Raw genomic sequence first — 24,614 nt, 5'->3', positions numbered from 1 at the left:
ACAGGCAAAGCCCAAGATCTTCTCTGTAGAGCCTCAGAAGAAGACCAGATCAACCGGCCCCGCTCCGAAGTGGAGGCGCCGTTTAAAGCCCCTCCGAAACCGTGTCAACTGGGAAAATTCGAAAGTTTCGAACCGTCTCAATCGACTGTCGCACCCTTAGCAGAAAACAACAGAAGGCCGACCGGCGTGAACCGGATCGTACCATCCGCGAACTCTCAGAAGATGCGTCAGCGCCCGTTCCGCTCTCGCGGCCGGCGCCGATGAAGAGCCGTATAAGGATCGCCCCAAGCGAGGTCAACACAAAAAATGCGGTTGGAGCGAAGATTGCCGTTTCCGGGCGGCCAGGTGCTTTTCTGGCGGCATCCCCGGAACGGGGGTGTGGGTCGGTCCGACCAGTCAGCTTGCAGACGGGATGCGAACGCACTGATTGTCCGCTCCCCTCCCCTGCTTGATGGGCCTACCTGGGACCCTGCGATCGTGCGCGGGCCAGCAAAATCAGGGCAACGTCCACGAAGGCCTGCGTCCAGGATTCGAGCGGCCGCTCGCGACGCGAAACCCGATGGCGCCTCGGCCGCCCCGGGTCGGGCAAGCGTGGGATATGCAGGAACAGCGTCGGTCGGCCCTCGGCCAGGGCGCGGTAGTAGGTGGCGTTGCAGAGATAGGCGCCGGCATCCCGCGATGGGGCGGCATCGACTCCTCGTCGTCGCAGGGCGATGAGTGCGGCGCGTGCGTGCCGGCTGGTTCGCTGTGCCGGCCCGCTTCGATCGAGGCCAAGACGCGGCGGCAGCCATCCATCCGCATCGGGAAACAGAAGATTGGTTCGATTGCGAGCCCTGGTCTCGACGCGGATCCGCCGGGCGCGCATGGCAACTCCGATCATCACCACGGCGTCCCGCGCCTCGGCGAGCGCCGGTTCGAGCTCCGAGCCGATGGCCGAATAGGCCGTGCGTAGCACTCGGCAATCCGGCCTTGCGCCGAGCAATAGCTTCAGGCGCGGAGAGGCTGCGACGCGGCGGGCCAGCAGCCCGCTCGGATTGATCGGGACCCTCGGGAAGGCGCCGAAGCCGACGATCAGGAGCTCTTGCGCGCTCAAAGACCGATCAGCTCGGAAATGGCCTGGGCGCCGGCCGCCGGAGAATGCTCGCCGCTCGCCACCGATTTCTCGGCTTCGGTCGTCGCCTTGCGGACCTCAGCGCTCCCCGTGAGCTTCTGGTGCAAGCGCTCATGGACCAGCGCCCACATCCATCTCACATCCTGCTTCCTGCGCCGCTCGTCGATCTCGCCGGTCGCGGTCAGCTTCCGGCGGTGATCCTCGATCTTCGACCAAAGGTCGTCGAGGCCCTTCCCGTGCAACCCCGAGATCGTGACGACGGGCGGTGACCAAGTCGCGGAGGCCGGCGTCAGGATGTGGAGCGCAGCGCGATAGTCCGAAGCGGCGGCGCGCGCACGTTTCTCGCCGTCCCCGTCATCGGCCTTGTTGACTGCGATCATGTCGGCGAGCTCGAGGATGCCCTTCTTGATGCCCTGCAACTCGTCGCCGGCACCCGGCAACATCAGGACGAGAAAGAAATCGGTGAGATCGGCCACCGCGGTCTCGGACTGACCGACGCCCACCGTCTCCACCAGGATGACGTCGAACCCGGCCGCCTCGCAGAGCAACATGGTCTCACGGGTCTTGGCCGCCACACCGCCCAGCGTTCCGGAGGATGGCGAGGGACGGATGAATGCATTCCGGTCCTGCGCGAGTTGCGCCATCCGGGTCTTGTCGCCGAGGATCGAGCCGCCTGTGCGGGTCGAGGACGGGTCGACCGCGAGCACGGCGACCTTGTGCCCCGCCTTGGTCAGCTGGCTGCCGAGCGTGTCGATGGTGGTCGATTTGCCGACCCCCGGCACGCCGGTGATCCCGACCCTGATCGCTTTTCCCGTCTCCGGAAGGACCGCGTCTATCAGGTCGCGCACTGCCGCACGATGATCGGCCCGTCGCGACTCGGCCAAGGTGATTGCGCGCGCGAGCGCCGCGCGGTCCCCGGCGAGCAATCGTTCGCGGATCGTGTTCATGTCGGGAAGAGAAGGCGCCATAAGGGCTTCATGCCGGGCGAGAGGCCGTTCGTCGAGGGGGCATGCCGATCCGATGTAACGCGTCGATCACGCGCCCGTGGGCAGGATGGACAAAGCGGCGCATTGCCTCGCCAAGGCCAAGATCGTGCGTCACACGCAGCCCCGAGAAGCTGGGCGCAGTCGCGTCTGCCCGGCAGAAGGGGCATCGTACGATGAGGTGGCAGGGCTTGCAGCCAGAGAAGGCCGAAGCGGCCGAGCCGACCCGGCGCTCCATCGTCCGGATCGCCGCGCTGTTCGGCGCCGCAACGGTCACGCCGGGCCTGTCCGGATGCATCGCCGACGGCCTTGCCACGGGCGCCGTCGGAGGGGGCGGCCGCGAGCAATCCGCTCTCGACGTCAGCCCGGTCCTGTTGGTGGCCACGACACGGAAGGCCGTGGGCGGCGGCTTGAAGTCTCCGTATTTCGGCTCCGAGCGCGGGCGGGGGCTGAGCTTCGCGGAAGTGCGCATGTCGGCGCCGGACCGTTCGCTGATCGGCAAGGTCTCGTCGGTGGTCAGCGGCGACTGGGGCATCAAGTCGATTCAGCAGGTTGAGACCGGCGCAAACGCAGCTTCCGCCTTCTCGCAATCGGCCTTTGGCCGCGACGTGCTGATCTATGTCCACGGCTATCGCGAGAGCTTCGAATCGGCTGCGGTCAGCGCCGCCATGCTATCCGACGGCATCCGCTTTCGCGGTGCTTCAGCCTTGTTCACCTGGCCGTCGGCCGCGGCCACGTTCGATTACGGTTACGACCGCGAGAGCGCGATGTGGTCGCGCGACGGTTTCGAGGATCTGCTGAAGTCGCTGACGTCGTCGCCATCGGGGGGGCGCATCAACATCGTGGCGCACTCGATGGGCACGCTGCTGACGCTCGAGACCCTGCGCATGCTCCGGGCAGAAGCGGGCGAGGCCGCGATGTCCCGGATCAACGCCGTCGTGCTCGCAGCCCCCGACATCGACATCGATCTGTTCACGAACGGCGTCGAGCGGATGGGGCCGGACGTTCACAAGATCACGGTGATCTCCTCGACCAACGACCGCGCTCTGGAACTCTCAGGCGTGCTCGCCGGCGGAACCCGGGCGGGTGCGGCCGATCGAGACCGTCTGGAAGCGCTCGGAGTCCGAGTCGCCGACGCCTCGGACTACGGCGGCGGGTTGATCAACCACGACCTCTTCCTCTCGAACCCGGAGGTTCAGGGTGTGGTGAAGCGCGCGATCTCGCGCGGAGGAGCCTGATCCGCCTCGACGCGAGGCGGACGAGGCTCTACACGGGCGCCATTCCCTCCCCTGAGAGAGATCGGCGCGCGATGTTCACCCTCGAAATCGACGGCAAAGCGATTGCGGTCATCAATTCCGATGAGCAGACGGCCCGCGACCTCTTCACATGCGATGGCTTCAAGGAAGACATCGGCACGATGACGAGCGAGGGCAAGCCGATCTGGAATGGCACCTCCGAGCTGAAGATCAGGGCTTCCACCGAGGACGAGACCGACGAGTTCGAGCAGGCCATCGCCGAGGATGACGGCACCGGCGACTTCGAGGCCGATCCGCACCACGACACCGCGGATGCGAAGGCCGGCGCAGCGGACCACGACGAAGAGGACGATGAGGAAGACGAGGCGGACATCGTCTTCCTGGTCGATCTCGACGACGAGCAGGACCACCTCGACGCCTAAACGCGAAACGGCCCCCGATCGGGGGCCGTTTTCTTAATTGCGGGCCTCGCCGGACCAACGTCCAGCGAGGCCTCGTTGCATCGGGCTCAGAGCACCACGACCTTGGTGCCGACGGAGACGCGGCTGAACAGGTCGATCGCGTCCTGGTTGATCATGCGGATGCAGCCGGACGAGACGCTCTTGCCGATCGAGTGCGGCTCGGTGGTTCCGTGGATGCGGAACAGCGTGTCCTTGTTGTTCTGCCAGAGATACATGGCGCGCGCGCCGAGCGGGTTGCGCGAGCCGCCGGGCACGCCGAGGCCGCTCTGCAGCTTCGAGACCTCGGCCTTCAAGTCGGGCCGGCGCTCGATCATCTCCTTGGGCGGATACCAGTCCGGCCAGGCCTGCTTCGAATTGATCGTCGCGCTGCCGTTCCAGGAGAAGCCCTGCTTGCCGACACCGACGCCGTAACGCCGCGCCCGGCCATTCGGCAGGACGAGATAGAGGTAGTGAGCGCGCGGGTCGACGACGATCGTGCCGACCGGCTCGTTGGTGCGGTAGTCGACCTCTGCCCGGAGGAATGCCTTGTTGAAGGTCTTGACGTTGATCGGCGGCACGTTGAAGGGCTCGCCCTCAACGGGGCCGTAGGCACGAGCGATATCGATCGGGCCGTTGTCGATCTCCCGCTGCGGCACCGGATAGCCGGCCTGCTTCGGCGCGGGCCTCGCGCCGGGCTGCCCCTCGGGCGGCAGATCGCCAGCATTCGCCGCAGCCGGCGCGCCGGGCGCGGTAACCGGGGGCTGTTCACCGTAGCGCGCCGCGCGGCGGCGGGCATACTCGTCGGCGTCCATGGCAGCGCTCGGATCGTCGACCGGACGGCCGTTCACGACGGGACCGCTATACGGCACGTATTCGCCAGCGCGCTTCCGATAGAGCTGCCCGTATTGATCCTTGTACAGGCGGGCGTCGTCGTAGCCGCCGGCGCTCTGCGCCGAGACAGGGCCTGCGAGCCCGATCAGCGCAAGACTCGATGCGGCGCCGGCGAGGAGCTTGCGCCGGTTGAGGGAAGAGATCGCTTTGAACATGGGATCGCTCAAAATTCACGAATGCGCTGCCGACGGAGTCGTTGCGAATCCATCGATGCCCGTCAGCCGATCGGCCGGCACCTGGGCAAGCCGATAGCAAGAAATCATGTTTCCTGCCTGCAACATCATAGCTTTATCGACAATCGGTCGCCGTGCCGCAGGATTGCGGAGACATCGATCGAAAGCTGAGAATCGACGAGGCGGCCGCTGCTGTCTTGTGGGTCTGCGGCAAAAGTGTGGATCGCCTCGCGAATCGTCACAAGGCGTCATTGAAAACCGTGCAGCTTCCACGACATGAAGCTTGGCTGTCTTGCCGACCGGAGTTTTGCTGCCGTGGCCTATCGTGTCCGCCATCTCCGTAGATTCGGCTTGGTCCTCGCCGCGCTCTGTTTCGCTGCCGGGTCGGCAGATGCAGCCGGCCGCATCTCGGACTCTCATGCCCGGCGATCCGCCAAGGCCAAGCCGGCCAAGGCCGTGAAGGCAGAGCCCAAGCTCGAAGAGAACGCGACAGAGCGTGTCCAGCCGACCGGAGTCTGGACATCTGGCGAGGGGGATCGCGCCTGCTACAAGGGCCGGCGCAAGCTCTGGCAGGACGGCCAGGGATGGGTGGTCAAGCGGGTCGCCGTCTGCCCCTGATTCTAGCTTGAGATTTCGGGACGCCAGGCAGCTTTGCCTGACGCTCGGCTTGTGCCACCGGCGGGATCGTCTCTTCGACGCCGAAGTGTACGCGCCGGATTCCCCTCATTTCGGGGATCGACCGAGCGCCGTTCAATCCGCTTCGGTAGAGACCGTCGCGAAGGTGAGGAGGTCCACCTGCCGGGCGCCGCCCCGCAGGAGGGCGCGGGCGGCCGCGTTGCCGGTGGCGCCCGTGGTCGCGACGTCGTCGACCAGCAGCACGCGCCGTCCAGCGAGCCGAGGCTTGGCGGCCTCCGGCACCCGAAAGGCGCCCTGGAGGTTGTCCGCTCGCTGGACTCGTGTGAGCCCGACCTGAGGGCGAGTCCGCTTCACGCGCGCGAGCGCTCTCACGTCGCAGGGGAGGCTCGACGCACTGGCCACGTCGCGTGCGAGCAGAGCCGCCTGATTGAACCGTCGCCGCCAGAGGCGAAGGGCATGCAGCGGCACCGGCACGACGAGGTCGGTCTCGGCGATGAGCTCGGCGCCGGCCGACGCCATCATCCGAGCCATGGCCCGGCCGAGATCGAGCCGGTCACCGTATTTCAGGCGATGGACCAGATCCTGCGCCGTGCCTTCATACAGCGCGACCGCTCTCGCTCGTTGAAACACCGGCGGCTCGGCAATGGCGCGCGGGCTGAGCAGCGTGCCGACCCCGAGGTCGAGCGCGAAGGGCGTTCCCAGACGCTCGCAGAACGGTCGCTCAATCAGCCGAAGGCCCGACCAGCAGGCGGGGCAGAGCGCGTGCGGCTCCGCCGTCGCCTGCCCGCAGGCGATGCAGGTGGGCGGATAGACGAGCCCGAGTGCGGCACCGAGCGTGGCGCGCAGGCCTGCCGGCAGAGCGCTCAGCGCTGATCTCGATCAGTGCGAGCTCTGCTGCGGCTGTTGCTGCTGCTCCTTGGCCTTCTTGTTCGCATAGTGACGCCCGGCGATGCAGCCGCCAGCCGCTCCGAGAACACCATGCCCGACGGCATGCCCGGCGAGGCCCCCCACAAGCGCACCCTTGATGCACCCCTTGGCTTCAGCCGTGGTGCCGAGGCCTGTGACGGCGAGGGCCAGCGCGAAGACGGTGAACATGCGTGACATGGACATCTCCCAGTTCGAAAGCGCAGCAGTAACGGCGCTGGGGGCATCCCGTTCCGCAATCTCGTGATCTTGATGACGACCCCGGAGCCCAGCCTAGCGTCCGGGCCGATTGTGCCCCATCTCCCAGGTCGATGAGCCAGCCTCCTCCCCTCTTCGACACCGCTCTCGTGAGGCAACGCCTCGTGCGGGCGCGCCGCGCGGGCTTCGCCGACTTCCTCCTGTCGCGGGCGGTCGAGGATCTCGGCGATCGCCTCGACGCCGTCCTGCGTCGGTTCCCGCTGGCACTCGACCTCGGCACGCCGTTGCCGATGGCCGCCGCGCGGCTTCGATCGAGCGGGCGCATCGACAGGCTGGTTCGCTTGAGCCCGACCCCAGAGCCGGGCGAGCCGCTCTGTCTCGCAGGCGATGCGGAGGCGCTGCCCTTTGGCGGCGGGGCTGCCTTCGACCTCGCAGTGTCTCTGCTTGCGCTGCACGCGGTCAACGATCTTCCCGGTGCGCTCGTGCAGTTGCGCCGGGCGCTGAAGCCGGATGGGCTGTTCGTCGGCTGCCTTCTCGGCGGCTCAACGCTGACGGAGCTGCGCCAAGCCTTTCAGCATGCTGAGAGCGAGGTGGAGGGTGGCATCAGCCCGCGGGTCGCGCCGCTTGCAGAGGTGCGCGATCTCGGTGGGTTGTTGCAGCGCGCCGGGTTCAGCCTGCCGGTGACCGATTCCGAACGCCTCACGGTTCGCTATTCCGACCCGTTTGCCCTGATGCGCGACCTCCGTGCCATGGGCCTCACCAATGCCCTGACCGAGCGACGCCGGACGCCACTGCGCCGCGCGACGCTTATGCGCGCCGCCGAGATCTACGCCGAGCGCTTTTCGGATCCTGACGGGCGCCTCCGCGCGACCTTCGAGCTGATCTGGCTCTCAGGCTGGGTTCCGCACGAGAGCCAGCAGAAGCCACTCAAGCCGGGCAGCGCCAAAGCGCGACTCGCCGATGCGCTCGGCACGCCGGAACACGTCGTCGATCCAATCGGAGGAAGCCTGCGATGAAGGAACCGGGCCCAGACCACCCGATCACCATTACGCCGCATGCCGGGCGCGTCCGCGTCGTCGCGGGAGGGATCACCGTCGCCGAAACGACGCGAGCGCTCGCGTTGAAGGAGGCCGCCTATCCGGTAGTCCTCTATATTCCACGGGAGGATGCGCATTGGGGGCGCTTCGCAAAAAGCGCTCGAACGAGCCATTGCCCTTACAAGGGCGACGCGAGCTATTTCGATCTCGATGCCGGAGGCTCGCCGCGACAGGCCGCCGTCTGGAGCTACGAGAACCCTTTCCCGGCGGTGGCGCAGATCAAAGAGTATCTGGCCTTCTATCCCGACAAGGTGGACGCGATCGAACAAGGCTGAAGGTTCATCGCACCGCGAGGTTTGTTTCGCGCCAAGACAGCCAGGAGTTCGGGCCGGCACCGCCAGTTCCCGCTTCCGCGATCAGGTTCCGAGCAGATCGACCAGGAACGGGATCAACGGAGCGTCCGCCGGCGGCATCGGCATGTCGCGCAAAGCGCCCGGCCGCACCCACTTCAACGCCTGTCCCTCCATCGACCTGGGCGTCCCTTCCCAGCGGCGGCAGATATAGAGCGGCATCAGCAGGTGGAAGTCGGGATAGGGGTGGCTCGCGAAGGTGAGCGGGGCAAGGCACGGATCTTCGACCGTGATCCCGAGCTCTTCGGCGAGCTCGCGGATCAGCGTCGCCTCGGGCCGTTCGCCCGGCTCGACCTTGCCGCCGGGAAATTCCCAGAGACCAGCCAATTGTTTGCCTGGTGGCCGCTGGGCCAGAAGCACCCGCCCGTCGGCATCGACGAGCGCCACCGCCACGACGAGGAGCAGCCGCACCGGCGTCGCCTCGCTCACGGCCTGATCGCGAACACGGCTTCGACCTCGGCGCTGGTCTCGATCGTTCCGGCCTCGACGGGCACCGCCGCGCGATCCTTCGCGACGGACCGCGCCATGGCGGCGTAAGGCGCCGGGCGCGGATGCTCGGCTCGCGGCGGCGAGGCGATGGAGAGCGCCGGGCCGAGCTTCACGCCCGCTGCCTCGGCGAGTCGCTCGGCCTGGGCGCGGGCGTCCTTCATCGCAGCGACCTGGACGTCCCCTGGACTTTGCCCGGATCGCGCAGGCCGAAGCTGACGCCGTCGATGCGGTTCGAGCCCGCATCGAGCGCGCGACGCATCAGCTCGCCGAGCTTCGGCATGTCGCCGAGCCGCACGACGACGCGGTTCGAGGCCGCATAGCCGTCGGACTGCTCGCGAAACGAGCCGTCGGGCTGGCGGATCTGACGGCTTGCGGGCTGCAGCGTCACCGAGGAGGTGCCGATGTCGGTATCCGGCACCCCGAGTTCCTTCGCGGTGGCGATGATACCCTTGGCGGCATTGCTGGCCGCATCGAGCGCCGCAGCGGGTGTCTCGCCCTTGGTCTGCACACCGATCTCGACGGAGGCGAAATCCGGCTGCGTCTCGATCTGGGCCCGGCCGATCACACCGATCCGGCCCGCCCTGTCGTCATCGTCCGCGAAGGCCGGACCGCAGAGCGTGAGAACAACGCCGAACAGCGCGGCCGCAGACGTCCTCACGAGCGGTAATCCCCATTGATGGCGACGTATTCCTTGGTGAGATCGCAGGTCCAGACCCGCGCCCTCCCCTGGCCGAGTCCGATCTCGGCCTTCACCGTGATCTCCGGCTGGCGCATCACGGCGCTTGCCGCCTCCTCGCTGTAATCCGGATCGCGCGCTCCCTTGTGGGCGACACGCACGCCGCCAAAGGAGATGGTCAGGAGGTCGCGATCCGCCGGTTCGCCGGCCTTGCCGACGGCCATGACGACACGGCCCCAATTCGCGTCCTCACCGGCCACCGCCGTCTTCACCAGCGGCGAATTGGCGATCGACATGGCGATGCGATGGGCGGACGCGTCGCTCTCCGCGCCTTCGACCTCGACGGTCACGAGCTTTCGGGCGCCCTCCCCGTCCCGCGCCACGAGCTGGGCCAGCTCGATCAGCAGATCGTCGAGCGCCGCGCGGAAACCGGCGAGCCGCCGATCGTCGGCGCGGTCGATCGCCGTGTTGCTGGCCTTTCCGGTCGCGAAAAGCAACAGCGTATCCGAGGTCGAGGTATCGCCATCGATGGTGACGCAGTTGAAGCTCTTGCGCGTTCCAGCGGTCAGCAACTCGCCGAGGACATCCTGGGGCAGCGCCGCGTCGGTGAACACGAAGGACAGCATCGTCGCCATGTCTGGCGCGATCATCCCGGCACCCTTGGCCATACCGTTGATCGTCACCGTCTTGCCGTCGATTTCGGCCGTCCGGTTGGCGAGCTTCGGAAAGGTGTCGGTGGTCATGATCGCGCGAGCGGCGGCCTCCCAGGCGCGCGGGCCGTCCTCGGCGCGGGCCGCACAATCGGCGAGCACGCCGTCGAACTTGCCGGCATCGAGCGGCTCGCCGATGACGCCGGTCGACGCGATGAACACCTCGTCGCGTCCGCACGGCGCGGCCTTTGCCGCGATGTCGGCGGTCAGCCCGACGGCCTCGCGACCCCTGAGGCCGGTGAAAGCATTGGCGTTGCCGGAATTGACGACGAGTGCGCGGGCCGTGCCGCTGCCCGCGGCCAGGGCCTCCCGGCACCAGTCCACGGCAGCTGACGGACAGCGCGAGCGCGTGAAGACGCCGGCCACCGTCGTGCCTTCGTCGAGCGAGACCCAGAGAACGTCGGTGCGGCCCTTGTAACGGATGCCGGCCTGAGCCGTGGCGAGCCTGACACCGGCAACGGCCGGAAGCTTCGGTGTCGAGCCTGGAGCGAGCGGCGAGACGGGCGTTGCGGTTTGAGATGCCATCGATTCGCGCCTCGTCATCTGCGGCCGCTGCGGACGGTTGCGGCGGCGCCGTGTTGCCTCGGCTTCGAGGCAGGCGTCAACAGCGTCATGCCCCCTGTTGCTTCGCGGCAGCAGCACCCTGTGATGCAGTGCAAAACCGAGCCGTCTACAGATCTAGACTTGAACAATTTGATTGCCCGGCCTAGCCTGTTGCAATGCAACCTAATCCGGCGACTGGACGACAGGACGGACAGATGGGTGCCTCGGCTGCTCCGCGCGCTGATCATCTCGCGACGGGTCCTTCGGGATCTGTGGAGGGCGACGTCCAGGGTGGCTGTTACGGCGTGCAGGTCCTCGTCGCCGGCCGTCGCAAGCTTTGGCGCGACGAAGTCAGCGCCGAGATCAGACGTGCAGGCTATTGCGCCACCTCTGTCGATTCCGGCGTCGACGCGCTGACAGTTCTCGCGCTTGGCTTGCCGATGGACGTCCTCGTGACAGACGCCGAATTGTTGGGCGACCTGCGCTGCTCCCGGCTCGCGATCGAGGCCCGCGCGCTGCGGCCGAACCTCGCAATCGTCTTCGCCAGCGATGAAGACGAGATTATCGACTGCGTGCCGGATGCCCTGGTGGTACCGTCCGATGCGGAAGAAGGCGCGCTGGCCGGAACCGTCCGCGAGGCGCTCCAGGCCCGAACCTGAGCGACAGCACCGCAGATTTGGCTCTGAGCACCATCGGCGCTGTGCTATCAGCCTCATAGCAAACCCATTCTGTCCGTCCGAGGCAAGCTGCGGAATCGAGGGCGGCACGTGGGGTATCCACGCGCGATAACCGGCCAAGACACGTCGTCGAGGCCGCTCGCGGCTGGCGCCCTCCGGCGCTCCTTCGGGTTCGGAGTCGCCATCGGACCCTTGAACGACAGTGCTTGATGGAGAGGGCCATGACCCTGCTGCGTCGTGATTGCCTCGCCCTGCTCGGCACGCTCATCGCGACGGGTGCGCGGGCCGCCGAGGAAAGTGCTTCGAACGCGCGTGACTTCTCTTTCTCCAAACCCGGCGAGAGCGGCGTGCTCCCGCTGGCCGATTTTTCCGGAAAGCCCGTCCTCATCGTGAACACCGCGACGGCCTGCGGTTTCGCGGGCCAGCTCACGGGGCTTCAGGGTCTCTGGACGCGCTACGGCATGCGCGGTCTTACGGTAATCGCGGTACCGTCGCCGGATTTCGGTAACCAGGAGCCGCTCGACGGCGCGGCCATCGCCGATGCCATCCGCCAGAGCCATGGCGTGACCTTCCCGGTCGTCGACAAGACCCACGTGCGAGGCCCCTCGGCGCATCCTTTCTATCGCTGGGCCGCCGCGGAGAAGCCGGGCCAGACGCCGCAGTGGAACTTCCACAAATATCTGGTCGGCCGCGATGGCAGCCTGCGCGCGGCCTTCGCCACGCAGGTCGAGCCGAATGACCCGCGTATCATCAGCGCCATCGTTGCAGAGCTTGGCTCCGCCTGAAGGCAGCACTCAGCGCGTCACCGCGATCAAGCCGAGGATGAGGCCGGCCACCAGCAGGATCGCGTGGAGGCCGAAGCCGCCGAGCCAATCGGCCATGTTCATCGCGAGATGCCTGCACGAGGAATATCGGCGGGCGGTCGCAATCCACGCGCTTCCTTGCCTCGTCCCCGTGCGTGGCCGCCGCGAAACCGCTCATGGCGCGTATCACGCCGGATTTGCACGGAGGGTGGCTCGGACGGATAGTTCGAGGCGAAGGGGTTCGCCGGCAGCCCGGTCGAGGTGAGACCGACGGTTCCGCCAGGAAATCCTTGTGCGATCGCCGGACCTGCCGCCGTTACGGCAAGCAGCAGCAGGCCGAATGGAAATGCCCGCATCAGATTCCTTCTCTTGGATCGAGGGTCTCCCGCGATGGTAGGGCGGCACCCCATATGGCGACAGTCCGGCGGAGGGCCGGACGACGATGAACGCGTTGGAGACCGAGAATGGAGCCGCACCGGTTCGAGCACGACGGCAGCCTCTACGAGGTGTTGTTCGAGCGGACGCAGGACGGGTGGGTCGCCCGCATCCGGCGCGAGGGCAACGACCAGGTCCAACTCATGGCCTTCCCGGACGGCGTCGGCTTCGACCCGGAGGATCCACGGGGTTCCCTGATCGCAGGCTGCGAAGCAGCTGTGACCCGTCGGCCCGGGCCGCGCCCGACGCGGCACTGATCCTCTCAAGCGGAACTGCTGAGGGCGATGGCCGTTCGATGCTCAGCAAGGCAGGGAGCGCGAGATGAGCCGCCTTACCTATCACGTCATCGAGCACGACGGCGGCTACGCTTACAGGGTCGGAGATACGATCTCGGAGACCTTCGCGAGCCATGACGAGGCCTTGCGTGCTGCGAGGATCGCGGCAGCGGAGCAGCGCAGGCCGGACGAGGACGCGACGATCGAGTATCAGGACGCACGCGGCGCCCGCCACGTCGAGACGGCGCGCGGCGACGACAGGCCGGACACCGACGTCGACGGCTGAATCGCAGGCTCCGGCCTTCTGCCAGGGTGATTGCGATCGTTGGCGACACAGTCGCACGATGTTGCCGCGGTGCTTCGCCCGGCGGCTTCCCACTCGCCGACGCTTGGTGTATGGCGACGCCAAGGCGAATTCACCACGCCGAATCGCTTGCCGTCAGGACGTTCCGCTCGGGAAGATCCCCGGGGTTTGGAACGCATGGCGGTTTTGCCCGTCGAGCATGGCGATCCGGCACGGTCCGCAGATCGAACAGACAGAACCCGAAGGATTACGACAGTTGCAGGTACTCGTTCGCGACAACAACGTTGATCAGGCGCTTCGCGTCCTCAAGAAGAAGATGCAGCGCGAGGGCATCTTCCGCGAGATGAAGCAGCGCAAGGCCTATGAGAAGCCCTCCGTCCGCAAGGCTCGTGAGAAGGCCGAGGCCGTCCGCCGCGCCCGCAAGCAGGCTCGCAAGACCGCCATCCGCGAGGGCTTGATCGCCGCTCCGAAGCCGAAGCCCCGTACCGGCGGCCCGCGTCGTCCCGGCGGTTTCCCGTCCGCCGCTCCGTCGGCAAGCGCCGCTCCGGCGACCAACGTCGCTTCGTAAGCCATTCTCGGCCGGGCCGCTCAGCGCGGCCCGTCTGGACGATGCATGCAGGCCCGGCCCTCGGTGGCGCGGGCCTGTTTTCGTTCGTCAGGCCACGCGGTTGGCGATTGTCGCGCGATCGGCCTGAACCAGGACGTCCAGCGCGCGCCAGGGCTTCTGCATGAAGACGGCGCGGCGCGGCAGGGACTCGTTGCGATCATTGGCGCGGCCCGACGTCACCACCATCCGCACCTTCGGCCAGCGCTTCTCGACTGTGCGCGCGAGCGCCAGACCGTCCATCTTCCCCTCGAGCCCGACATCGGCGAACAGCAGCGCCACGTTCACGTCCGGCCGCTCCAGCACCGAAATCGCCGCCTCTGCGCTGGAGCAGGCGATCACGTCGAGGTCGGTCTCCTCGAGGACGGCGGATGCGAGATTGCGGATCGCTGCGTCGTCCTCGACCACGAGCGCGACGGGACAATCGGCGGAATCGTGCTGGGCCATGGAATCTCCTCGATGATCGGGGGCTTTCGGTCAAAGTCTCACGGCACGGCGACCAAGCGGAGCGGTATCCAACGAACGCGGATACGGGCTTGCTCGGCTGTGCCGTCTGCGAATCGATTAAGCAGCTATCGTCGGACGTGCTGTGGCATGGCGTCAACACGCAAGTTCGTTATTGAATTCCGCCATGGGCTCGCCACGGTGTTGGGCGAACGGCATTCCCGCGCGACCTTCGATCATGGTTAACGGTTCGTTCACTGCCCCGATCGGATGATGACACGTCGTCGGCAAAAGCGTCGCCATTCGGCCCGCGTCTTGCAGGCTGAGCAGTCAGGATGTCCGCTGGCGGATCGTGAACCCGCGCAGCAAGAGGGTTTGCGTCAGCCATGTGCCGCTTCCTCGCCTATCTCGGTGAGCCGGTCTTCCTCAACGAGCTCGTCTGCGCGCCGACGCATTCGCTGATCCATCAGTCGTTGCACGCGACGGAGGCGAAGACCGAAACCAACGGCGACGGCTTCGGAATCGGCTGGTACGGCGAACGGCGGGAGCCCGGCGTCTACCGCGACGTCTGCCCGGCCTGGTCCGACGAGAACCTCGTCAATCTCTGCTCGCAGGTGCGCGCCAGCGCCTTCTTCGGCCATGTCCGCGCCTCGACGGGCACCGCGACGACACGCGCCAACTGTCATCCCTTCGCGCATGGCCGCCACCTGTTCATGCACAATGGCCAGATCGGCGACTACCATCGCATCAAGCGCCGGCTCGAGGCGCTGATTCCGGACGACCTCTACGACCATCGTCGCGGCACCACCGATTCCGAGGCGATCTTCCTCCTGGCGCTCGCCAACGGCCTCGTAGAGGATCCGATCGGCGCAATGGAGACCACCTTCGCTGCGGTCCGCGAATTGATGCAGGCCGCCAAGATCACCGAGCCGCTCCGCTTCACGGCGCTGCTCACCGACGGCGTCACGCTCACGGCCTATCGCTGGGCCTGCGACGGCCGCCCGCCGAGCCTGTATTTCCGGGAGTCCGAGGCCGGCATCGTCGTGGTGTCCGAGCCGATCGACGGCTGCCGCGAAGGCTGGCAAGTGGTGCCGAAGGGTGGCACGCTCCAGGCGCGGCGCGGACATCCCGCGATCGTGAAGAAGGGCGGCGAGGCAAGGCGCATCGCGGCCTGATCCCGCACTGGAGCCGGCGTCCTCGGTCCCTATCTTGGGGGCATCGCATTACGATGCTCGAAGGCCCTCCAGGATGAACCATTCGGTCCAGCTCCACATCGCCGGCACCTGGCGCGATGGCGGCGAACGGGCGACGCTGCCGAACCTCAACCCTGCTACCGGCGAGACCCTCGGCGAGATCGCCGTCGCCACGCGAACCGACTTAGACGAGGCGCTGGAGGCGGCCGATCGCGGCTTCGCAGCCTGGCGCAAGGTCTCCGCCTTCGATCGATCCAAGGTGCTGCGCAAGGCCGCCGGCCTGATGCGCGAGCGCGCCGAGGACATCGCCCGCCTGCTCACCGCCGAGCAGGGCAAGCCCCTGGCGGAAGCCCGCATCGAGTGCGCCGTCGCCGCCGACGTGATGGAGTGGTTCGCCGAAGAAGGCCGCCGCGCCTACGGCCGGGTGATTCCGGCCCGTGCCGATGGCGTCCTGCAGATCGTGGTGCGCGAGCCGATCGGGCCGGTCGCGGCCTTCACACCCTGGAACTTCCCGCTGAACCAGGCGGTGAGGAAGATCTCGGCCGCCTTGTGCACGGGTTGCTCCGTGATCCTCAAGGCGCCGGAGGACACGCCTGCGAGCTGCCGCGAGCTGGTTCGCGCGTTCCTCGACGCGGGGGTGCCCGGAGACGCACTGGGGCTGGTTTTCGGAGACCCCGCCGAGATCTCCGGGTATCTGATCCCGCATCCCGTCATCCGGAAGATTTCCTTCACGGGCTCCGTCCCCGTCGGCAAACAGCTCGCGGCGTTGGCTGGGCAACACATGAAGCGCGCCACGATGGAACTCGGCGGCCATGCCCCGGCGATCGTCTTCGACGACGCAGATATCGAGAAGGCGGTGACGGTGCTCAGCGCCAACAAGTATCGCAATGCCGGCCAGGTCTGTGTCGCGCCGACCCGCTTTCTCGTTCAGGAGCGGATCTACGACCGCTTCGTCGACGGCTTCGTCGAGGCCGCGCGAAAAATCCGCGTCGGCAATGGTTTGGAAGATGGGACGACGATGGGTCCCCTCATTCACGGACGTCGCCTGGAGGCGATCGAAGGGCTCGTTGCCGATGCCGAGGCAAAGGGCGCGATGCTGCGCACGGGCGGAAAGCGCATCGGTAACCGCGGCAACTTCTTCGAACCGACCGTGCTGACCGACGTGCCGCTCGAGGCCCGCGCCATGAACGAGGAGCCGTTCGGGCCGATCGCCCTGATCAACCGCTTCCAGCACGACGACGAAGCCCTGCGCGAGGCGAACCGCCTGCCCTTCGGCCTCGCCTCCTACGCCTATACGCGCTCGTCGGAGCGTGCGACCCGAGTGTCGTCCGGCATCGAGGCCGGCATGGTCTCGATCAATCACCATGGCATCGCGCTGCCCGAGACGCCTTTCGGCGGCGTGCGGGATTCCGGCTACGGCAGCGAGGGCGGCTCGGAGGCGATCGAAGCCTACCTGTCGACGAAGTTCGTCACGCAGGCGAACTTTTGAGCGGCGCCGCCGTTCGGGGCCGCTGCACGCCTCCGCGATGATGGCTTGGCCGATCTGATAAGCGACAGCCAAGTGTCTCGAAGACAAAACCAGCCGCCCCAGGCTTGAGCGCTCATCGTCTGCAAATCCTGTTTGGTAACGGCATGAACTTTTGTTCACGCAACTTTCTCGCGACTCCTCGCGTTGCCGTCCGCAATTTCTAGACGCGAAGGACAGCTTGGTCAGCGAGCTGCTCCCAGGAGTACTCGCAATGCTATACCTCATGCATGAGGCGCGTAATCTCATGCTCGCTCCGATGCGGATGGCAGCGGAGGCGACCAAGCTGGCCTGCGAGAACCCGTTCCACCCCCTGGCCTACGCCCCCTCCCGCAACGTCATCTCGGCCGGCTGCGAGATGTTCGAGCGCAGCACGCGTTCCTATCCGAAACCGGACTTCGACCTGCCCGCACCCGAGCGCGTCGTCTGGGAGAAGCCGTTCTGTCGCGTGCTTGCCTTTGGTGACGACACCAGCAAGCCGAAAATGCTGCTCGTCGCCCCGATGTCGGGCCACTACGCCACCCTCCTGCGCGGGACCGTCGCTGCCTTCGTAGACACCCATCAGGTCTTCATCACCGATTGGACGAATGCCCGCGAGGTGCCGCTATCCGCCGGCGCCTTCGGCCTATCGGACTACATCGACTACTGCATCGAGATCTTCGAGGCGCTCGGGCCGGACCTGAACGTCACGGCCGTGTGCCAGCCCTCGGTGCCGGTCATTGCCGCCATCGCGCGCATGGAGGAGGACGGCAACGCGCTGGCGCCGCGCTCGGCGACGTTGATCGGCGGCCCGATCGACACGCGTCTGTCGCCGACCGCCGTGAACACGGTGGCTCAGGAGAAGGGCATCCGCTGGTTCGAGCAGAATTGCATCGAGAGCGTGCCACACGGCTATCGCGGCGCCGGCCGGCCCGTCTATCCGGGCTTCATGCAGCTCGTCGGCTTCATGAGCATGAACCCCGAGCGCCACGCCGGCTCGCACTGGGACATGTTCAATCATCTCGTGGCAGGCGACGGCGAATCCGCGGAGAAGCACCGCCGGTTTTACGACGACTACCTCGCGGTGATGGACCTCCCAGCCGAGTTCTACATCGAGACCGTCGAGAAGGTTTTCATCGAGCATACGCTGCCGAAGGGCGAGCTGATGCATCGTGGCCGCGTGGTCGATCTCGGCGCCATCCGTCAGTGCCGCCTGATGGCCGTCGAGGGCGAGAAGGACGACATCACCGGCATCGGCCAGACCCGCGCAGTGCTCGACCTCGCCACGAACCTGCCGGCCGACAGGAAGGCCTACCACCTGCAGCCGGAAGCCGGGCATTACGGCATCTTCAACGGCTCGCGCTTCCGTGCCGAGATCGTCCCGAAGATCGTTGCCTTCACGATCGACGAGACGGACCGACCGATCGTTGTGAGCGGCCAGCGTGCTGCCAAGGCGGCCTCTCCGGAGATCCGCGGGATCCGCGCCCGCGACGGGCATTCGCATTCCGGACGCGGCGAGCATCGCCCGACCGAACATCATTGGCATCGCGGCGTTAAGGCCAACCGTGGCGCGCACCCCGCGAAAGATCGCGACCGCCACATGCGCTTGCCGCCAGAAAAGACCGCGCGGGCGGGTTGAGCAGGTCAGGGGCCGGGCAGATCATCCGAATCGAGCAGGTCTCGCCGGCCCTCTAGCCGCAGCAGAAAATCCTTCGTCTGCAGGCCGCCCGCGAAGCCCGTCAGCTTTCCCGATGCGCCGATGACGCGGTGGCATGGTGCGATGATCGAAATCGGATTCTTGCCGTTCGCGGCGCCTACCGCGCGGACCGCGGCCGGGCTGCCGATCTGCGCTGCGATCTGTCCGTAGGAACGGGTCTCGCCATATGGGATCGTCAGCAGGGCCTGCCAGACCCGCTGCTGAAACGGCGTGCCCCGGAAATCGAGACCGAGCGAAAACGCGCGGCGATGGCCGACGAAGTACTCGGTGAGTTGCCGCCCGGTTTCGGCCAGCACGGGATGTTCTGGGCTCTCGCTTTGCGCGCCGAGCCTGACCCGTAGGGGATCGTCGTTCTCCCACAGCACAGCCGCCAAACCAGTTTGGCTTGCGACGAGCGTCAGCGCTCCCACCGGCGAGGGTACGACGCAGCGAACATAGTCGACGATCGTCGCTGCGATGGGCCGCGGTTTGCCAACTGCCATGAGCACGGAACGACCCTCCAAACGCGCTGAATATCCCATCCGCCCAGGTGTGGGAATTTCCGGCCCGCTGCGTCTTGGCGCGCGCCAAGCGGGCGGAGCAGGATGCAGTTGGAAAGTACGACCTCTGCCGCCGCTAAAGCAGCCTGAAGCCGCGCTCAGCGAGGGTTGCGCGCAGTTTTTCGCGGCCCTTCATATACTTCATGCTGGTCGCTGACGTGTGGACGGCATCCTGCCATGTCTTCGCATCCATGCCCCACATGTCACGAAATGCCAGATAGGCCTCTTCGTAGCCCGGAAGATGGGTTTCGTGGTTCCGATGAACGTAGTGGTCGTGATGCAAGACCACCGATTGAGGTATCCGCGGCCGCGGGCCACTCGGACGCTTGGGGTCCGGACGACCGACCGCCATACCGAAGGTCACGAAACTGTACTTCGGTAAGTCGATCAGCGCGGCGAGTTCTTTGGCGGCATTCCGCATGACGCCGAGAAACACGAACCCGAGGCCCACCGCTTCCGCAGCGACGGCCGCATTCTGGGCGGCCAGTGCCGCATCGATCGAGGCCATCAGAAACGCATCGAGATAGTCGTGAACGACGGGCTCGGTCCCCTGCGCCTTGGCGATAGCGTTGGAGCGAGACAGGTCGGCGACCCATAGAAGGACGACTGGTGCCTCATTGATCCAAGGGATCCGGCCAGCCGGAACCGTTGGCGCAATCAGATCGTGAACCCTCTGCTTCTGCTCGCCGGAGACTGCAACGATGCTCCATTGCTGCAACGCGGAGGACGTCGATGCCGATTGAGCGGCCGCTACCATGGTCTCTAACGCACCATCGGGAAGCGGCTCATCGAGAAATGCACGGACGGAGCGATGGTTGAGAAGATGTTCGACGTGGTCGTTCCACATTAGATTTTCTGGCGCCGCCTGCGCGCCATATCTTTGCTTGAGAATATTTTGTCTTCTATCGAAATCTGAGTTCATCTTAGCAATATTTCTTCAATATAAGCTGGCTCAAGCCAAACGAGCGTGTCACTGATGAGGCTCAGGCTGCCGAAGACCATGAATGGTCTTCGGCAACGATCGCGATCGGCCGCACGACATCGAGCCTGCCGCCGACCCTCGTCGTAGGCCTCAATCGCGAGGTCTCGTCTCCATCATCGACGGACGTGCGCTGAAGGCCTCGAACCACGATGCTGCAGCAGGGTGCCCGCCGCGCCAATCGAGCGAAGGATAACGGAAGTCGACATATCCTAGGGCGCAACCGAAGGTGATCGAGCCGATATCGACCGCGTCACCGAGCTCGGGAGCGATCTGCTCGAAGGCATCGAGGACGTCGGAGACCTTGGCCATCTGACCATCGGTCCAATCGCTCCAGCGCAGGACTTCAGGGCGAACCACCCCCTCGTATCGTACGAGCAACGCGGCCCCGAGCAGCCCGTCGCCCATCGCCGCCCGAGCGAGATTGCGCCAACGTGCAGCACCTGTTCCGAAGAGGCTGCCGCCCGCTTGAGCATCGAGGTATTCGCAGATCACGCGGCTGTCGAACAAGACGAGGCCGTCATCGGTCACCAGCGTCGGGGCCTGTCCGAGGGGGTTTTTCGCGCGGATCGCGGCATCGCGCTTGATGGGGTGCGGGGCGGCCTGCTGATGATCCAGTCTGTCGGCCAAGCCGAGCTCCAGGGCGGAGACCATCACCTTGCGGACGAACGGCGAAGACGGCGAATAGAAGAGTTTCATTTGATTTTTTTAACTCCGTTATCGTACGATTATTGCATTGACCAAATGTTTGGAACGAATTCGCTGTTGTATCCGGAGACGAACGGCTTTGCCTGCCCCGTCTCGGCATCGTAAACGTTCCGAGATACCTGGCCGATATTTGCGCCATAGACGTGAATGCTGATCGAGGGCCGGTCCTCTATGGCGTTGGCGACTTGATGGATGTCGCCGTGCGTGGGCGAGACGACATCGATCTCGCCCGGCCGAAGCCTTTCGATCCCCGCCTCGGTCAGACCGGTCCCGTTGCGCTCGAAGCGTCGCGAGCGCTCCTCGCCGCGGAGCATGCCGACGAGGCCCCAGACGGTGTGATCGTGGATCGGTGTCTTCTGGCCGGGCCCCCAGACGAAGCTGACGATGGAGAAGCGCTCCAGCGGATCGCAATGCAGCAGGTACTGGCGGTAGTACTGCTCGTGCGGGACCGTCGCGAAGTCCGGGAGCCAGTCATCCTGCGCGATCAGCCGCCCGAGAATCTCCCTCCCGCCCTGGATCATCGCCTCGGGATCGGTGCCTGATCGGTCGGCGAGACGCGTGAAGTCTTGAACGCTGTCCTTGAGGCGGCGGATGGTCATTGCGATTTCCTCAGGTCGATTGGTGACGAGTGGGCGGCCCCGGCGGATTGACGGGACGAGGCCCGGCTCACGTGCCGGTGTAGGTCGGCAGCCGCTTCTCGCGGGCTGCAGCGAAGCCCTCGCGGAAGTCGTTGCTCCTCGCGACGGCATCGACCGTGCGCATCGCGAAGCTGACGCGCTCGAGCGGCGAGCGTGGCACCGTCTCGCCCGAGAGCTCCTTGAGCATGGCGAGCACAAGCGGCGCATTGTCGGCGAGACGCCGTGCATAGGCGCGTGCGGCCGTCATGACCTCGCCGGCCGGGACCACCTTGTTGACGAGGCCGACCTGATAGGCCCGCTCGACGGAGAACTCCTCGCCGAGCAGCATGATCTCCATGGCAACCTTGTGCGGGATCCGCCCCGCCAGGCCGGCGATCAGGCCCCCGGCGAAGCCGAGCTTCGGCTCGGGATACATGAAGCGAGTCCCCTCGCCGGCGACGCAGAGGTCGCACATCTGCACGAGCGTCATCGCGCCGCCGATGCACCAACCGTTCACGGCCGCGACGACCGGCTTCGTCACCGGGATATCGAGACCGGGCAGGAAGCGGCGATAGTTCGGAAAGGCGTCCGACTGGGTGTCCTTGCCGACGGAGAAGGCGCGCTCTCCCGCGCCTGTCAGGATCGCGACGCGGTCCTCGCTCGCATTAAACCGATGCCAGGCCTCGGCGAGCGCCGTCTCGATGCTCTCGTTGATGGCGTTGAGCTTATCCGGCCGGTTCAGGGTGATCGTGGCGATGCCATCCGCCGATTCGTAGAGGAGGTCGCTCATATCGACATGTCCCTGGCTATGGTCTGCAACTGCGACTTGAGGACCTTCCCGTTCGCCGCAAGCGGCAGCGAGGGAAGGACGACGAAGGCGGTCGGGTGTTTGTAGGGAGACAGGATCCCCCGCAGGTGGCTCCCAAGATCCTCGGGTAGCTCGGAGCCCGATCCGGCGAGTTCGAGGAAGGCGACGATCTCCTCGTTGCCTTCGACCGCGCGGCCGACCACCACCGAGTGCGCCACTGCAGGATGCTGGTTCAGCGCTGTCTCGACTTCGAGCGGATAGACGTTGAACCCCGAGCGGATGATCACGTCCTTGGTTCGGCCGACAATGAAGACACGGCCATCCGGCCCGATGCGGGCCAGATCCTGGGTGTTGAGCCAACCGTCCGGCGTGAGGCAGCGGGCGGTCATGACGGGATCGCGGAAATATCCGACCGTCACGTTGGGGCCGCGCGCCCACAATTCGCCCGTGCCTCCGGGTGCGATCTCCCCGCCATCGGTGCCGAGCACCTTTACCTCGACCCCGGGCAGAGGCGGCCCGACGGAATCGTCCGGCGTGCCGTCTTCGAGACGCGTCCAGCAGATCGAGGCCGCTTCGGTCAGGCCGTAGCCGTTATGCAGGGTGGTGCCGAAGATCGACTCGACCTTGCGCTTGACCGTCAAGTCGATTGGGCAGCCGCCGGCCGCCGTGAAACGCAGGCTCTTCGGAGCCGTCCAGCCACGGGCTTGTCCGCGCTCGGCGAGCTTTGCGAACATTGCGGTCGCCCCCTGCAGAGCGGTGATCTGCAAGGCATCGATCTCGTCGAGGCACTCATCCGGCGAGAAGCGCGACCGCAGGTAGACCGTTGCGCCGTTGCGTAGGGTGCCGAGCAGGACCGAGGCGAGACCCATGATGTGGGTGATCGGCAGGATGCCGTAGACCCGGTCGCTCGGACCGATATGACGCAGCCGCTCCATCATCGAGGCGATGAAGACGAGGCTGCCATCTTTCAGCATCACGCCCTTGGGCGTGCCCGTCGTTCCCGTAGTGTAGATCATCGCGCCGAAATCGGGGTCGGCGCCCTCCCCTTCGTCAGACACGTCGCGCCGAGCGATGGCGAAGCTTCCGATCTCGGGATCGGTCAGCGCCCGCGCCTCGAACCGAGCGGCGTGCTGCGCCGCATCGCTCGATCCTTCCGTTACGAAGATCACGCCGCGGGGGCGGCAGTGATTTGCGATCCCTGAGACTTCCGGCCCCGCCCTGCGCGCATTTTCGAGCACCAGACGGGCGCCGGCGCGGTTGGCGGCGAGCAGCAGGGCCGCCAGCGCGACGCCGTTCTCCCCGACGATCATCACCCTGTCGCCCGGCATGAGGCCGAGTTCGCCGAGTTGGACGGCAAGACGGTCGACCGCCCGCACGAGTGCTGCATAGGTCAGCGAGCGGATGCCGTCGTCGATGGCGAGGGCGTCGGGGGTCCTGGCAGCGGCGGCGCGGACGAGATCAGAGAACGGCGCGCCGTCGGATGTTCCGGCCTCGGACGAGCGAACGGGCGCGTCCGTGAGGGCGTGCGATCCCATCATGATCAATAGTCCAGCTTCAAGCCGATCTTCTTGATCAATTCTCCCCATCTCGCCGTCTCGGCGTCGATGAAGGTCCCATAGTCGGGTCCGCACTTGATGGAGACGTCGGCTCCAAGCCCTGCGAGCTTCTCCTTGATGCCCGGATCCGCGAAGCCCTCAGCGATCGCGCTGCGCAGTTGCGCGACGATCGGCTCGGGCGTGCTCTTGGGGATCCACAATCCGTACCAGGAGGTGATGTCGAATCCAGGTACGCCGCTCTCGGCGACGGTCGGCAGATCCGGCGTCACGTCGGTCCGCTTGCCGGCGCTGGTGGCGAGCGCCCGGAGCTTGCCGCCTTTGACCTGACCGAGGGCACCGTTGTCGAACATGTAGTTGACGCGGTTTGCCATCAGATCGAGCTGGGCTGGGCCGCTGCCCTTGTAGGGGATGTGCACGACGTTGATGCCGGTCATCGACTTGAACATCTCGCCAGTGAGATGCGGGCTGGCACCGACGCCCGTCGAGGCGAAGGTCAGCTTGCCGGGACTGGCCTTCGCGGCCTCGACCAGGTCTTTGACGGATTTGTACGGCGAGCTCGCACCGACCACGAGGAAGTTCGGCACGCTGACCACCTGGCAGAGCGGGGTCAGATCCTTGTGCAGGTCGTACGGCACCTTGTTGTAGAGCACCGGGATGATCGCGTTGGCGATCGACCCCATCAGGATCGTGTAGCCGTCGCCCGGTGCCTTCGCGACGATGTCGGAGCCGATGATGCTTCCGGCGCCGGGGCGGTTGTCGACGATGAAGGACTGGCCAAACTTCTGACCGAGCTTGTCCGCCAGGAGGCGGCCGGCGACGTCAGTGATGCCACCCGGTGGAAACGGAACGACGATCCGAACCGTGTGATCGGGATATTTGCTCTCTGCCTGCGCTGCCCCGGCAACGAAGCTCATGCCGATCGCGATGGCCGCCGACACTATCCTCATCTCATTCCTCCCGTCGTCGCGGTTTTA

28 protein-coding genes and 1 pseudogene are annotated in these 24,614 nt (G+C 66.2%); 13 read left to right on the top strand and 16 right to left on the bottom strand.

Translation table 11 applies throughout. The features are described from left to right. Positions 1-457: 457 nt before the first annotated feature. Positions 458-1,093, bottom strand: a complete 636-nt coding sequence (locus tag HCU64_RS17860; protein WP_233385501.1) for a pyroglutamyl-peptidase I family protein — start codon at positions 1,091-1,093, stop codon at positions 458-460. Further along, positions 1,090-2,079, bottom strand: a complete 990-nt coding sequence (gene meaB / locus HCU64_RS17855; RefSeq protein WP_233385500.1) for a methylmalonyl Co-A mutase-associated GTPase MeaB — start codon at positions 2,077-2,079, stop codon at positions 1,090-1,092. The genes HCU64_RS17860 and meaB overlap by 4 nt, the downstream gene beginning before the upstream one ends. A gap of 206 nt (positions 2,080-2,285) precedes the next feature. Here meaB and HCU64_RS17850 point away from each other — a divergent pair, with 206 nt between their 5' ends. Then, a complete protein-coding gene (locus HCU64_RS17850; protein ID WP_233385499.1) occupies positions 2,286-3,332 on the top strand; it encodes an alpha/beta hydrolase in 1,047 nt (348 codons plus the stop codon). Positions 3,333-3,403: 71 nt separating this feature from the next. Beyond that, positions 3,404-3,772: a hypothetical protein gene (locus HCU64_RS17845; RefSeq protein ID WP_233385498.1), complete on the top strand. Its 369-nt coding sequence runs from the start codon at positions 3,404-3,406 to the stop codon at positions 3,770-3,772. A gap of 86 nt (positions 3,773-3,858) precedes the next feature. Here the strand turns inward: HCU64_RS17845 and HCU64_RS17840 are convergent, their stop codons facing one another. After that, positions 3,859-4,836, bottom strand: coding sequence for a L,D-transpeptidase (locus HCU64_RS17840; protein ID WP_267922466.1), 978 nt, complete (start codon positions 4,834-4,836; stop codon positions 3,859-3,861). Positions 4,837-5,169: 333 nt separating this feature from the next. Between HCU64_RS17840 and HCU64_RS17835 the strand changes: the two genes are divergently transcribed. Continuing rightward, entirely contained in the window at positions 5,170-5,472 is a 303-nt protein-coding gene (locus HCU64_RS17835) for a hypothetical protein (RefSeq protein WP_233385497.1), read from the top strand. Positions 5,473-5,604: 132 nt separating this feature from the next. Here HCU64_RS17835 and HCU64_RS17830 read toward each other — a convergent pair whose 3' ends face one another. Continuing rightward, positions 5,605-6,357, bottom strand: a complete 753-nt coding sequence (locus HCU64_RS17830) for a ComF family protein (protein ID WP_233385516.1) — start codon at positions 6,355-6,357, stop codon at positions 5,605-5,607. 12 nt (positions 6,358-6,369) lie between these two features. After that, on the bottom strand, positions 6,370-6,594 hold the full coding sequence (locus tag HCU64_RS17825; protein WP_233385496.1) for a hypothetical protein: 225 nt from the start codon (positions 6,592-6,594) through the stop codon (positions 6,370-6,372). Positions 6,595-6,725: 131 nt separating this feature from the next. On the opposite strand from HCU64_RS17825, the gene HCU64_RS17820 reads away from it, so the two are divergent. Beyond that, positions 6,726-7,628 carry a methyltransferase domain-containing protein gene (locus tag HCU64_RS17820; RefSeq protein WP_233385495.1) on the top strand — a complete coding sequence of 301 codons (903 nt, stop codon included), beginning with the start codon at positions 6,726-6,728 and terminating at the stop codon, positions 7,626-7,628. Further along, on the top strand, positions 7,625-7,984 hold the full coding sequence (locus HCU64_RS17815) for a DUF427 domain-containing protein (RefSeq protein ID WP_233385494.1): 360 nt from the start codon (positions 7,625-7,627) through the stop codon (positions 7,982-7,984). The genes HCU64_RS17820 and HCU64_RS17815 overlap by 4 nt, the downstream gene beginning before the upstream one ends. A gap of 81 nt (positions 7,985-8,065) precedes the next feature. Here HCU64_RS17815 and HCU64_RS17810 read toward each other — a convergent pair whose 3' ends face one another. From HCU64_RS17810 to argJ, 3 genes and pseudogenes are all read right to left on the bottom strand, one after another. Further along, on the bottom strand, positions 8,066-8,488 hold the full coding sequence (locus HCU64_RS17810) for a (deoxy)nucleoside triphosphate pyrophosphohydrolase (protein ID WP_233385493.1): 423 nt from the start codon (positions 8,486-8,488) through the stop codon (positions 8,066-8,068). Then, positions 8,485-9,206, bottom strand: a pseudogene (locus HCU64_RS17805) (SIMPL domain-containing protein). The gene HCU64_RS17810 and the pseudogene HCU64_RS17805 overlap by 4 nt, the downstream one beginning before the upstream one ends. Next, positions 9,203-10,459 (bottom strand): bifunctional glutamate N-acetyltransferase/amino-acid acetyltransferase ArgJ, encoded by a 1,257-nt coding sequence (gene argJ / locus HCU64_RS17800; RefSeq protein WP_233385492.1) that lies wholly within the window; start codon positions 10,457-10,459, stop codon positions 9,203-9,205. Before argJ ends, HCU64_RS17805 begins: the two are co-directional and overlap by 4 nt. A gap of 233 nt (positions 10,460-10,692) precedes the next feature. Here argJ and HCU64_RS17795 point away from each other — a divergent pair, with 233 nt between their 5' ends. The 5 genes from HCU64_RS17795 (at position 10,693) to rpsU (ending at position 13,539) form a co-directional block, all read left to right on the top strand. Then, complete coding sequence (locus HCU64_RS17795; RefSeq protein WP_233385491.1) at positions 10,693-11,136, top strand: histidine kinase; 444 nt, start codon at positions 10,693-10,695, stop codon at positions 11,134-11,136. Positions 11,137-11,375: 239 nt separating this feature from the next. Beyond that, positions 11,376-11,939, top strand: a complete 564-nt coding sequence (locus tag HCU64_RS17790; protein WP_233385490.1) for a glutathione peroxidase — start codon at positions 11,376-11,378, stop codon at positions 11,937-11,939. A 482-nt stretch (positions 11,940-12,421) separates the two neighbouring features. Beyond that, positions 12,422-12,649, top strand: coding sequence for a hypothetical protein (locus HCU64_RS17785; RefSeq protein ID WP_233385489.1), 228 nt, complete (start codon positions 12,422-12,424; stop codon positions 12,647-12,649). Positions 12,650-12,713: 64 nt separating this feature from the next. After that, on the top strand, positions 12,714-12,953 hold the full coding sequence (locus tag HCU64_RS17780) for a DUF2188 domain-containing protein (RefSeq protein WP_233385488.1): 240 nt from the start codon (positions 12,714-12,716) through the stop codon (positions 12,951-12,953). A gap of 274 nt (positions 12,954-13,227) precedes the next feature. Continuing rightward, a complete protein-coding gene (gene rpsU, locus HCU64_RS17775; RefSeq protein WP_147047328.1) occupies positions 13,228-13,539 on the top strand; it encodes a 30S ribosomal protein S21 in 312 nt (103 codons plus the stop codon). An 87-nt stretch (positions 13,540-13,626) separates the two neighbouring features. Here rpsU and HCU64_RS17770 read toward each other — a convergent pair whose 3' ends face one another. Further along, a complete protein-coding gene (locus HCU64_RS17770; protein ID WP_233385487.1) occupies positions 13,627-14,022 on the bottom strand; it encodes a response regulator in 396 nt (131 codons plus the stop codon). A gap of 383 nt (positions 14,023-14,405) precedes the next feature. On the opposite strand from HCU64_RS17770, the gene HCU64_RS17765 reads away from it, so the two are divergent. From HCU64_RS17765 to HCU64_RS17755, 3 genes are all read left to right on the top strand, one after another. Continuing rightward, a complete protein-coding gene (locus HCU64_RS17765; RefSeq protein WP_233385486.1) occupies positions 14,406-15,194 on the top strand; it encodes a class II glutamine amidotransferase in 789 nt (262 codons plus the stop codon). Positions 15,195-15,267: 73 nt separating this feature from the next. Beyond that, the gene (locus HCU64_RS17760; protein WP_233385485.1) at positions 15,268-16,701 is read left to right on the top strand and encodes an NAD-dependent succinate-semialdehyde dehydrogenase; all 1,434 of its coding nucleotides are present in this window, start codon (positions 15,268-15,270) and stop codon (positions 16,699-16,701) included. A 250-nt stretch (positions 16,702-16,951) separates the two neighbouring features. Continuing rightward, entirely contained in the window at positions 16,952-18,355 is a 1,404-nt protein-coding gene (locus HCU64_RS17755; RefSeq protein WP_233385484.1) for a polyhydroxyalkanoate depolymerase, read from the top strand. Positions 18,356-18,360: 5 nt separating this feature from the next. Here the strand turns inward: HCU64_RS17755 and HCU64_RS17750 are convergent, their stop codons facing one another. The 7 genes from HCU64_RS17750 to HCU64_RS17720 form a co-directional block, all read right to left on the bottom strand. Continuing rightward, positions 18,361-18,915, bottom strand: a complete 555-nt coding sequence (locus HCU64_RS17750; protein WP_233385515.1) for a methylated-DNA--[protein]-cysteine S-methyltransferase — start codon at positions 18,913-18,915, stop codon at positions 18,361-18,363. 133 nt (positions 18,916-19,048) lie between these two features. Continuing rightward, the gene (locus tag HCU64_RS17745) at positions 19,049-19,894 is read right to left on the bottom strand and encodes a nitroreductase family protein (protein WP_233385483.1); all 846 of its coding nucleotides are present in this window, start codon (positions 19,892-19,894) and stop codon (positions 19,049-19,051) included. Between the two features lie 150 nt (positions 19,895-20,044). After that, the gene (locus tag HCU64_RS17740) at positions 20,045-20,650 is read right to left on the bottom strand and encodes a glutathione S-transferase (RefSeq protein WP_233385482.1); all 606 of its coding nucleotides are present in this window, start codon (positions 20,648-20,650) and stop codon (positions 20,045-20,047) included. A 29-nt stretch (positions 20,651-20,679) separates the two neighbouring features. Further along, positions 20,680-21,258, bottom strand: coding sequence for a cysteine dioxygenase (locus HCU64_RS17735; protein WP_233385481.1), 579 nt, complete (start codon positions 21,256-21,258; stop codon positions 20,680-20,682). Positions 21,259-21,325: 67 nt separating this feature from the next. Beyond that, complete coding sequence (locus tag HCU64_RS17730) at positions 21,326-22,066, bottom strand: enoyl-CoA hydratase/isomerase family protein (RefSeq protein ID WP_233385480.1); 741 nt, start codon at positions 22,064-22,066, stop codon at positions 21,326-21,328. Further along, positions 22,063-23,622: a class I adenylate-forming enzyme family protein gene (locus HCU64_RS17725; RefSeq protein ID WP_233385479.1), complete on the bottom strand. Its 1,560-nt coding sequence runs from the start codon at positions 23,620-23,622 to the stop codon at positions 22,063-22,065. Before HCU64_RS17725 ends, HCU64_RS17730 begins: the two co-directional genes overlap by 4 nt. Positions 23,623-23,624: 2 nt before the next feature. After that, positions 23,625-24,587: a Bug family tripartite tricarboxylate transporter substrate binding protein gene (locus HCU64_RS17720; RefSeq protein WP_233385478.1), complete on the bottom strand. Its 963-nt coding sequence runs from the start codon at positions 24,585-24,587 to the stop codon at positions 23,625-23,627. Positions 24,588-24,614: the final 27 nt, after the last annotated feature.

Origin of the sequence: Methylobacterium sp. C25, from assembly GCF_021352225.1 — a bacterium.
Lineage (GTDB): Bacteria > Pseudomonadota > Alphaproteobacteria > Rhizobiales > Beijerinckiaceae > Methylobacterium.
This window is presented reverse-complemented; position numbering and strand designations above follow the sequence as displayed.

Excerpts from the sequence above, each read along its gene's own strand:
- meaB (WP_233385500.1), bottom strand. The coding sequence starts at position 2,079 with ATGGCGCCTTCTCTTCCCGACATGAACACGATCCGCGAACGATTGCTC.
- HCU64_RS17845 (WP_233385498.1), top strand. The coding sequence starts at position 3,404 with ATGTTCACCCTCGAAATCGACGGCAAAGCGATTGCGGTCATCAATTCC.
- HCU64_RS17840 (WP_267922466.1), bottom strand. The coding sequence starts at position 4,836 with ATGTTCAAAGCGATCTCTTCCCTCAACCGGCGCAAGCTCCTCGCCGGC.
- HCU64_RS17825 (WP_233385496.1), bottom strand. The coding sequence starts at position 6,594 with ATGTCACGCATGTTCACCGTCTTCGCGCTGGCCCTCGCCGTCACAGGC.
- HCU64_RS17820 (WP_233385495.1), top strand. The coding sequence starts at position 6,726 with ATGAGCCAGCCTCCTCCCCTCTTCGACACCGCTCTCGTGAGGCAACGC.
- HCU64_RS17815 (WP_233385494.1), top strand. The coding sequence starts at position 7,625 with ATGAAGGAACCGGGCCCAGACCACCCGATCACCATTACGCCGCATGCC.
- argJ (WP_233385492.1), bottom strand. The coding sequence starts at position 10,459 with ATGGCATCTCAAACCGCAACGCCCGTCTCGCCGCTCGCTCCAGGCTCG.
- HCU64_RS17795 (WP_233385491.1), top strand. The coding sequence starts at position 10,693 with ATGGGTGCCTCGGCTGCTCCGCGCGCTGATCATCTCGCGACGGGTCCT.
- HCU64_RS17790 (WP_233385490.1), top strand. The coding sequence starts at position 11,376 with ATGACCCTGCTGCGTCGTGATTGCCTCGCCCTGCTCGGCACGCTCATC.
- HCU64_RS17785 (WP_233385489.1), top strand. The coding sequence starts at position 12,422 with ATGGAGCCGCACCGGTTCGAGCACGACGGCAGCCTCTACGAGGTGTTG.
- HCU64_RS17780 (WP_233385488.1), top strand. The coding sequence starts at position 12,714 with ATGAGCCGCCTTACCTATCACGTCATCGAGCACGACGGCGGCTACGCT.
- HCU64_RS17770 (WP_233385487.1), bottom strand. The coding sequence starts at position 14,022 with ATGGCCCAGCACGATTCCGCCGATTGTCCCGTCGCGCTCGTGGTCGAG.
- HCU64_RS17765 (WP_233385486.1), top strand. The coding sequence starts at position 14,406 with ATGTGCCGCTTCCTCGCCTATCTCGGTGAGCCGGTCTTCCTCAACGAG.
- HCU64_RS17760 (WP_233385485.1), top strand. The coding sequence starts at position 15,268 with ATGAACCATTCGGTCCAGCTCCACATCGCCGGCACCTGGCGCGATGGC.
- HCU64_RS17755 (WP_233385484.1), top strand. The coding sequence starts at position 16,952 with ATGCTATACCTCATGCATGAGGCGCGTAATCTCATGCTCGCTCCGATG.
- HCU64_RS17750 (WP_233385515.1), bottom strand. The coding sequence starts at position 18,915 with ATGGCAGTTGGCAAACCGCGGCCCATCGCAGCGACGATCGTCGACTAT.
- HCU64_RS17745 (WP_233385483.1), bottom strand. The coding sequence starts at position 19,894 with ATGAACTCAGATTTCGATAGAAGACAAAATATTCTCAAGCAAAGATAT.
- HCU64_RS17740 (WP_233385482.1), bottom strand. The coding sequence starts at position 20,650 with ATGAAACTCTTCTATTCGCCGTCTTCGCCGTTCGTCCGCAAGGTGATG.
- HCU64_RS17735 (WP_233385481.1), bottom strand. The coding sequence starts at position 21,258 with ATGACCATCCGCCGCCTCAAGGACAGCGTTCAAGACTTCACGCGTCTC.
- HCU64_RS17730 (WP_233385480.1), bottom strand. The coding sequence starts at position 22,066 with ATGAGCGACCTCCTCTACGAATCGGCGGATGGCATCGCCACGATCACC.
- HCU64_RS17725 (WP_233385479.1), bottom strand. The coding sequence starts at position 23,622 with ATGATGGGATCGCACGCCCTCACGGACGCGCCCGTTCGCTCGTCCGAG.
- HCU64_RS17720 (WP_233385478.1), bottom strand. The coding sequence starts at position 24,587 with ATGAGGATAGTGTCGGCGGCCATCGCGATCGGCATGAGCTTCGTTGCC.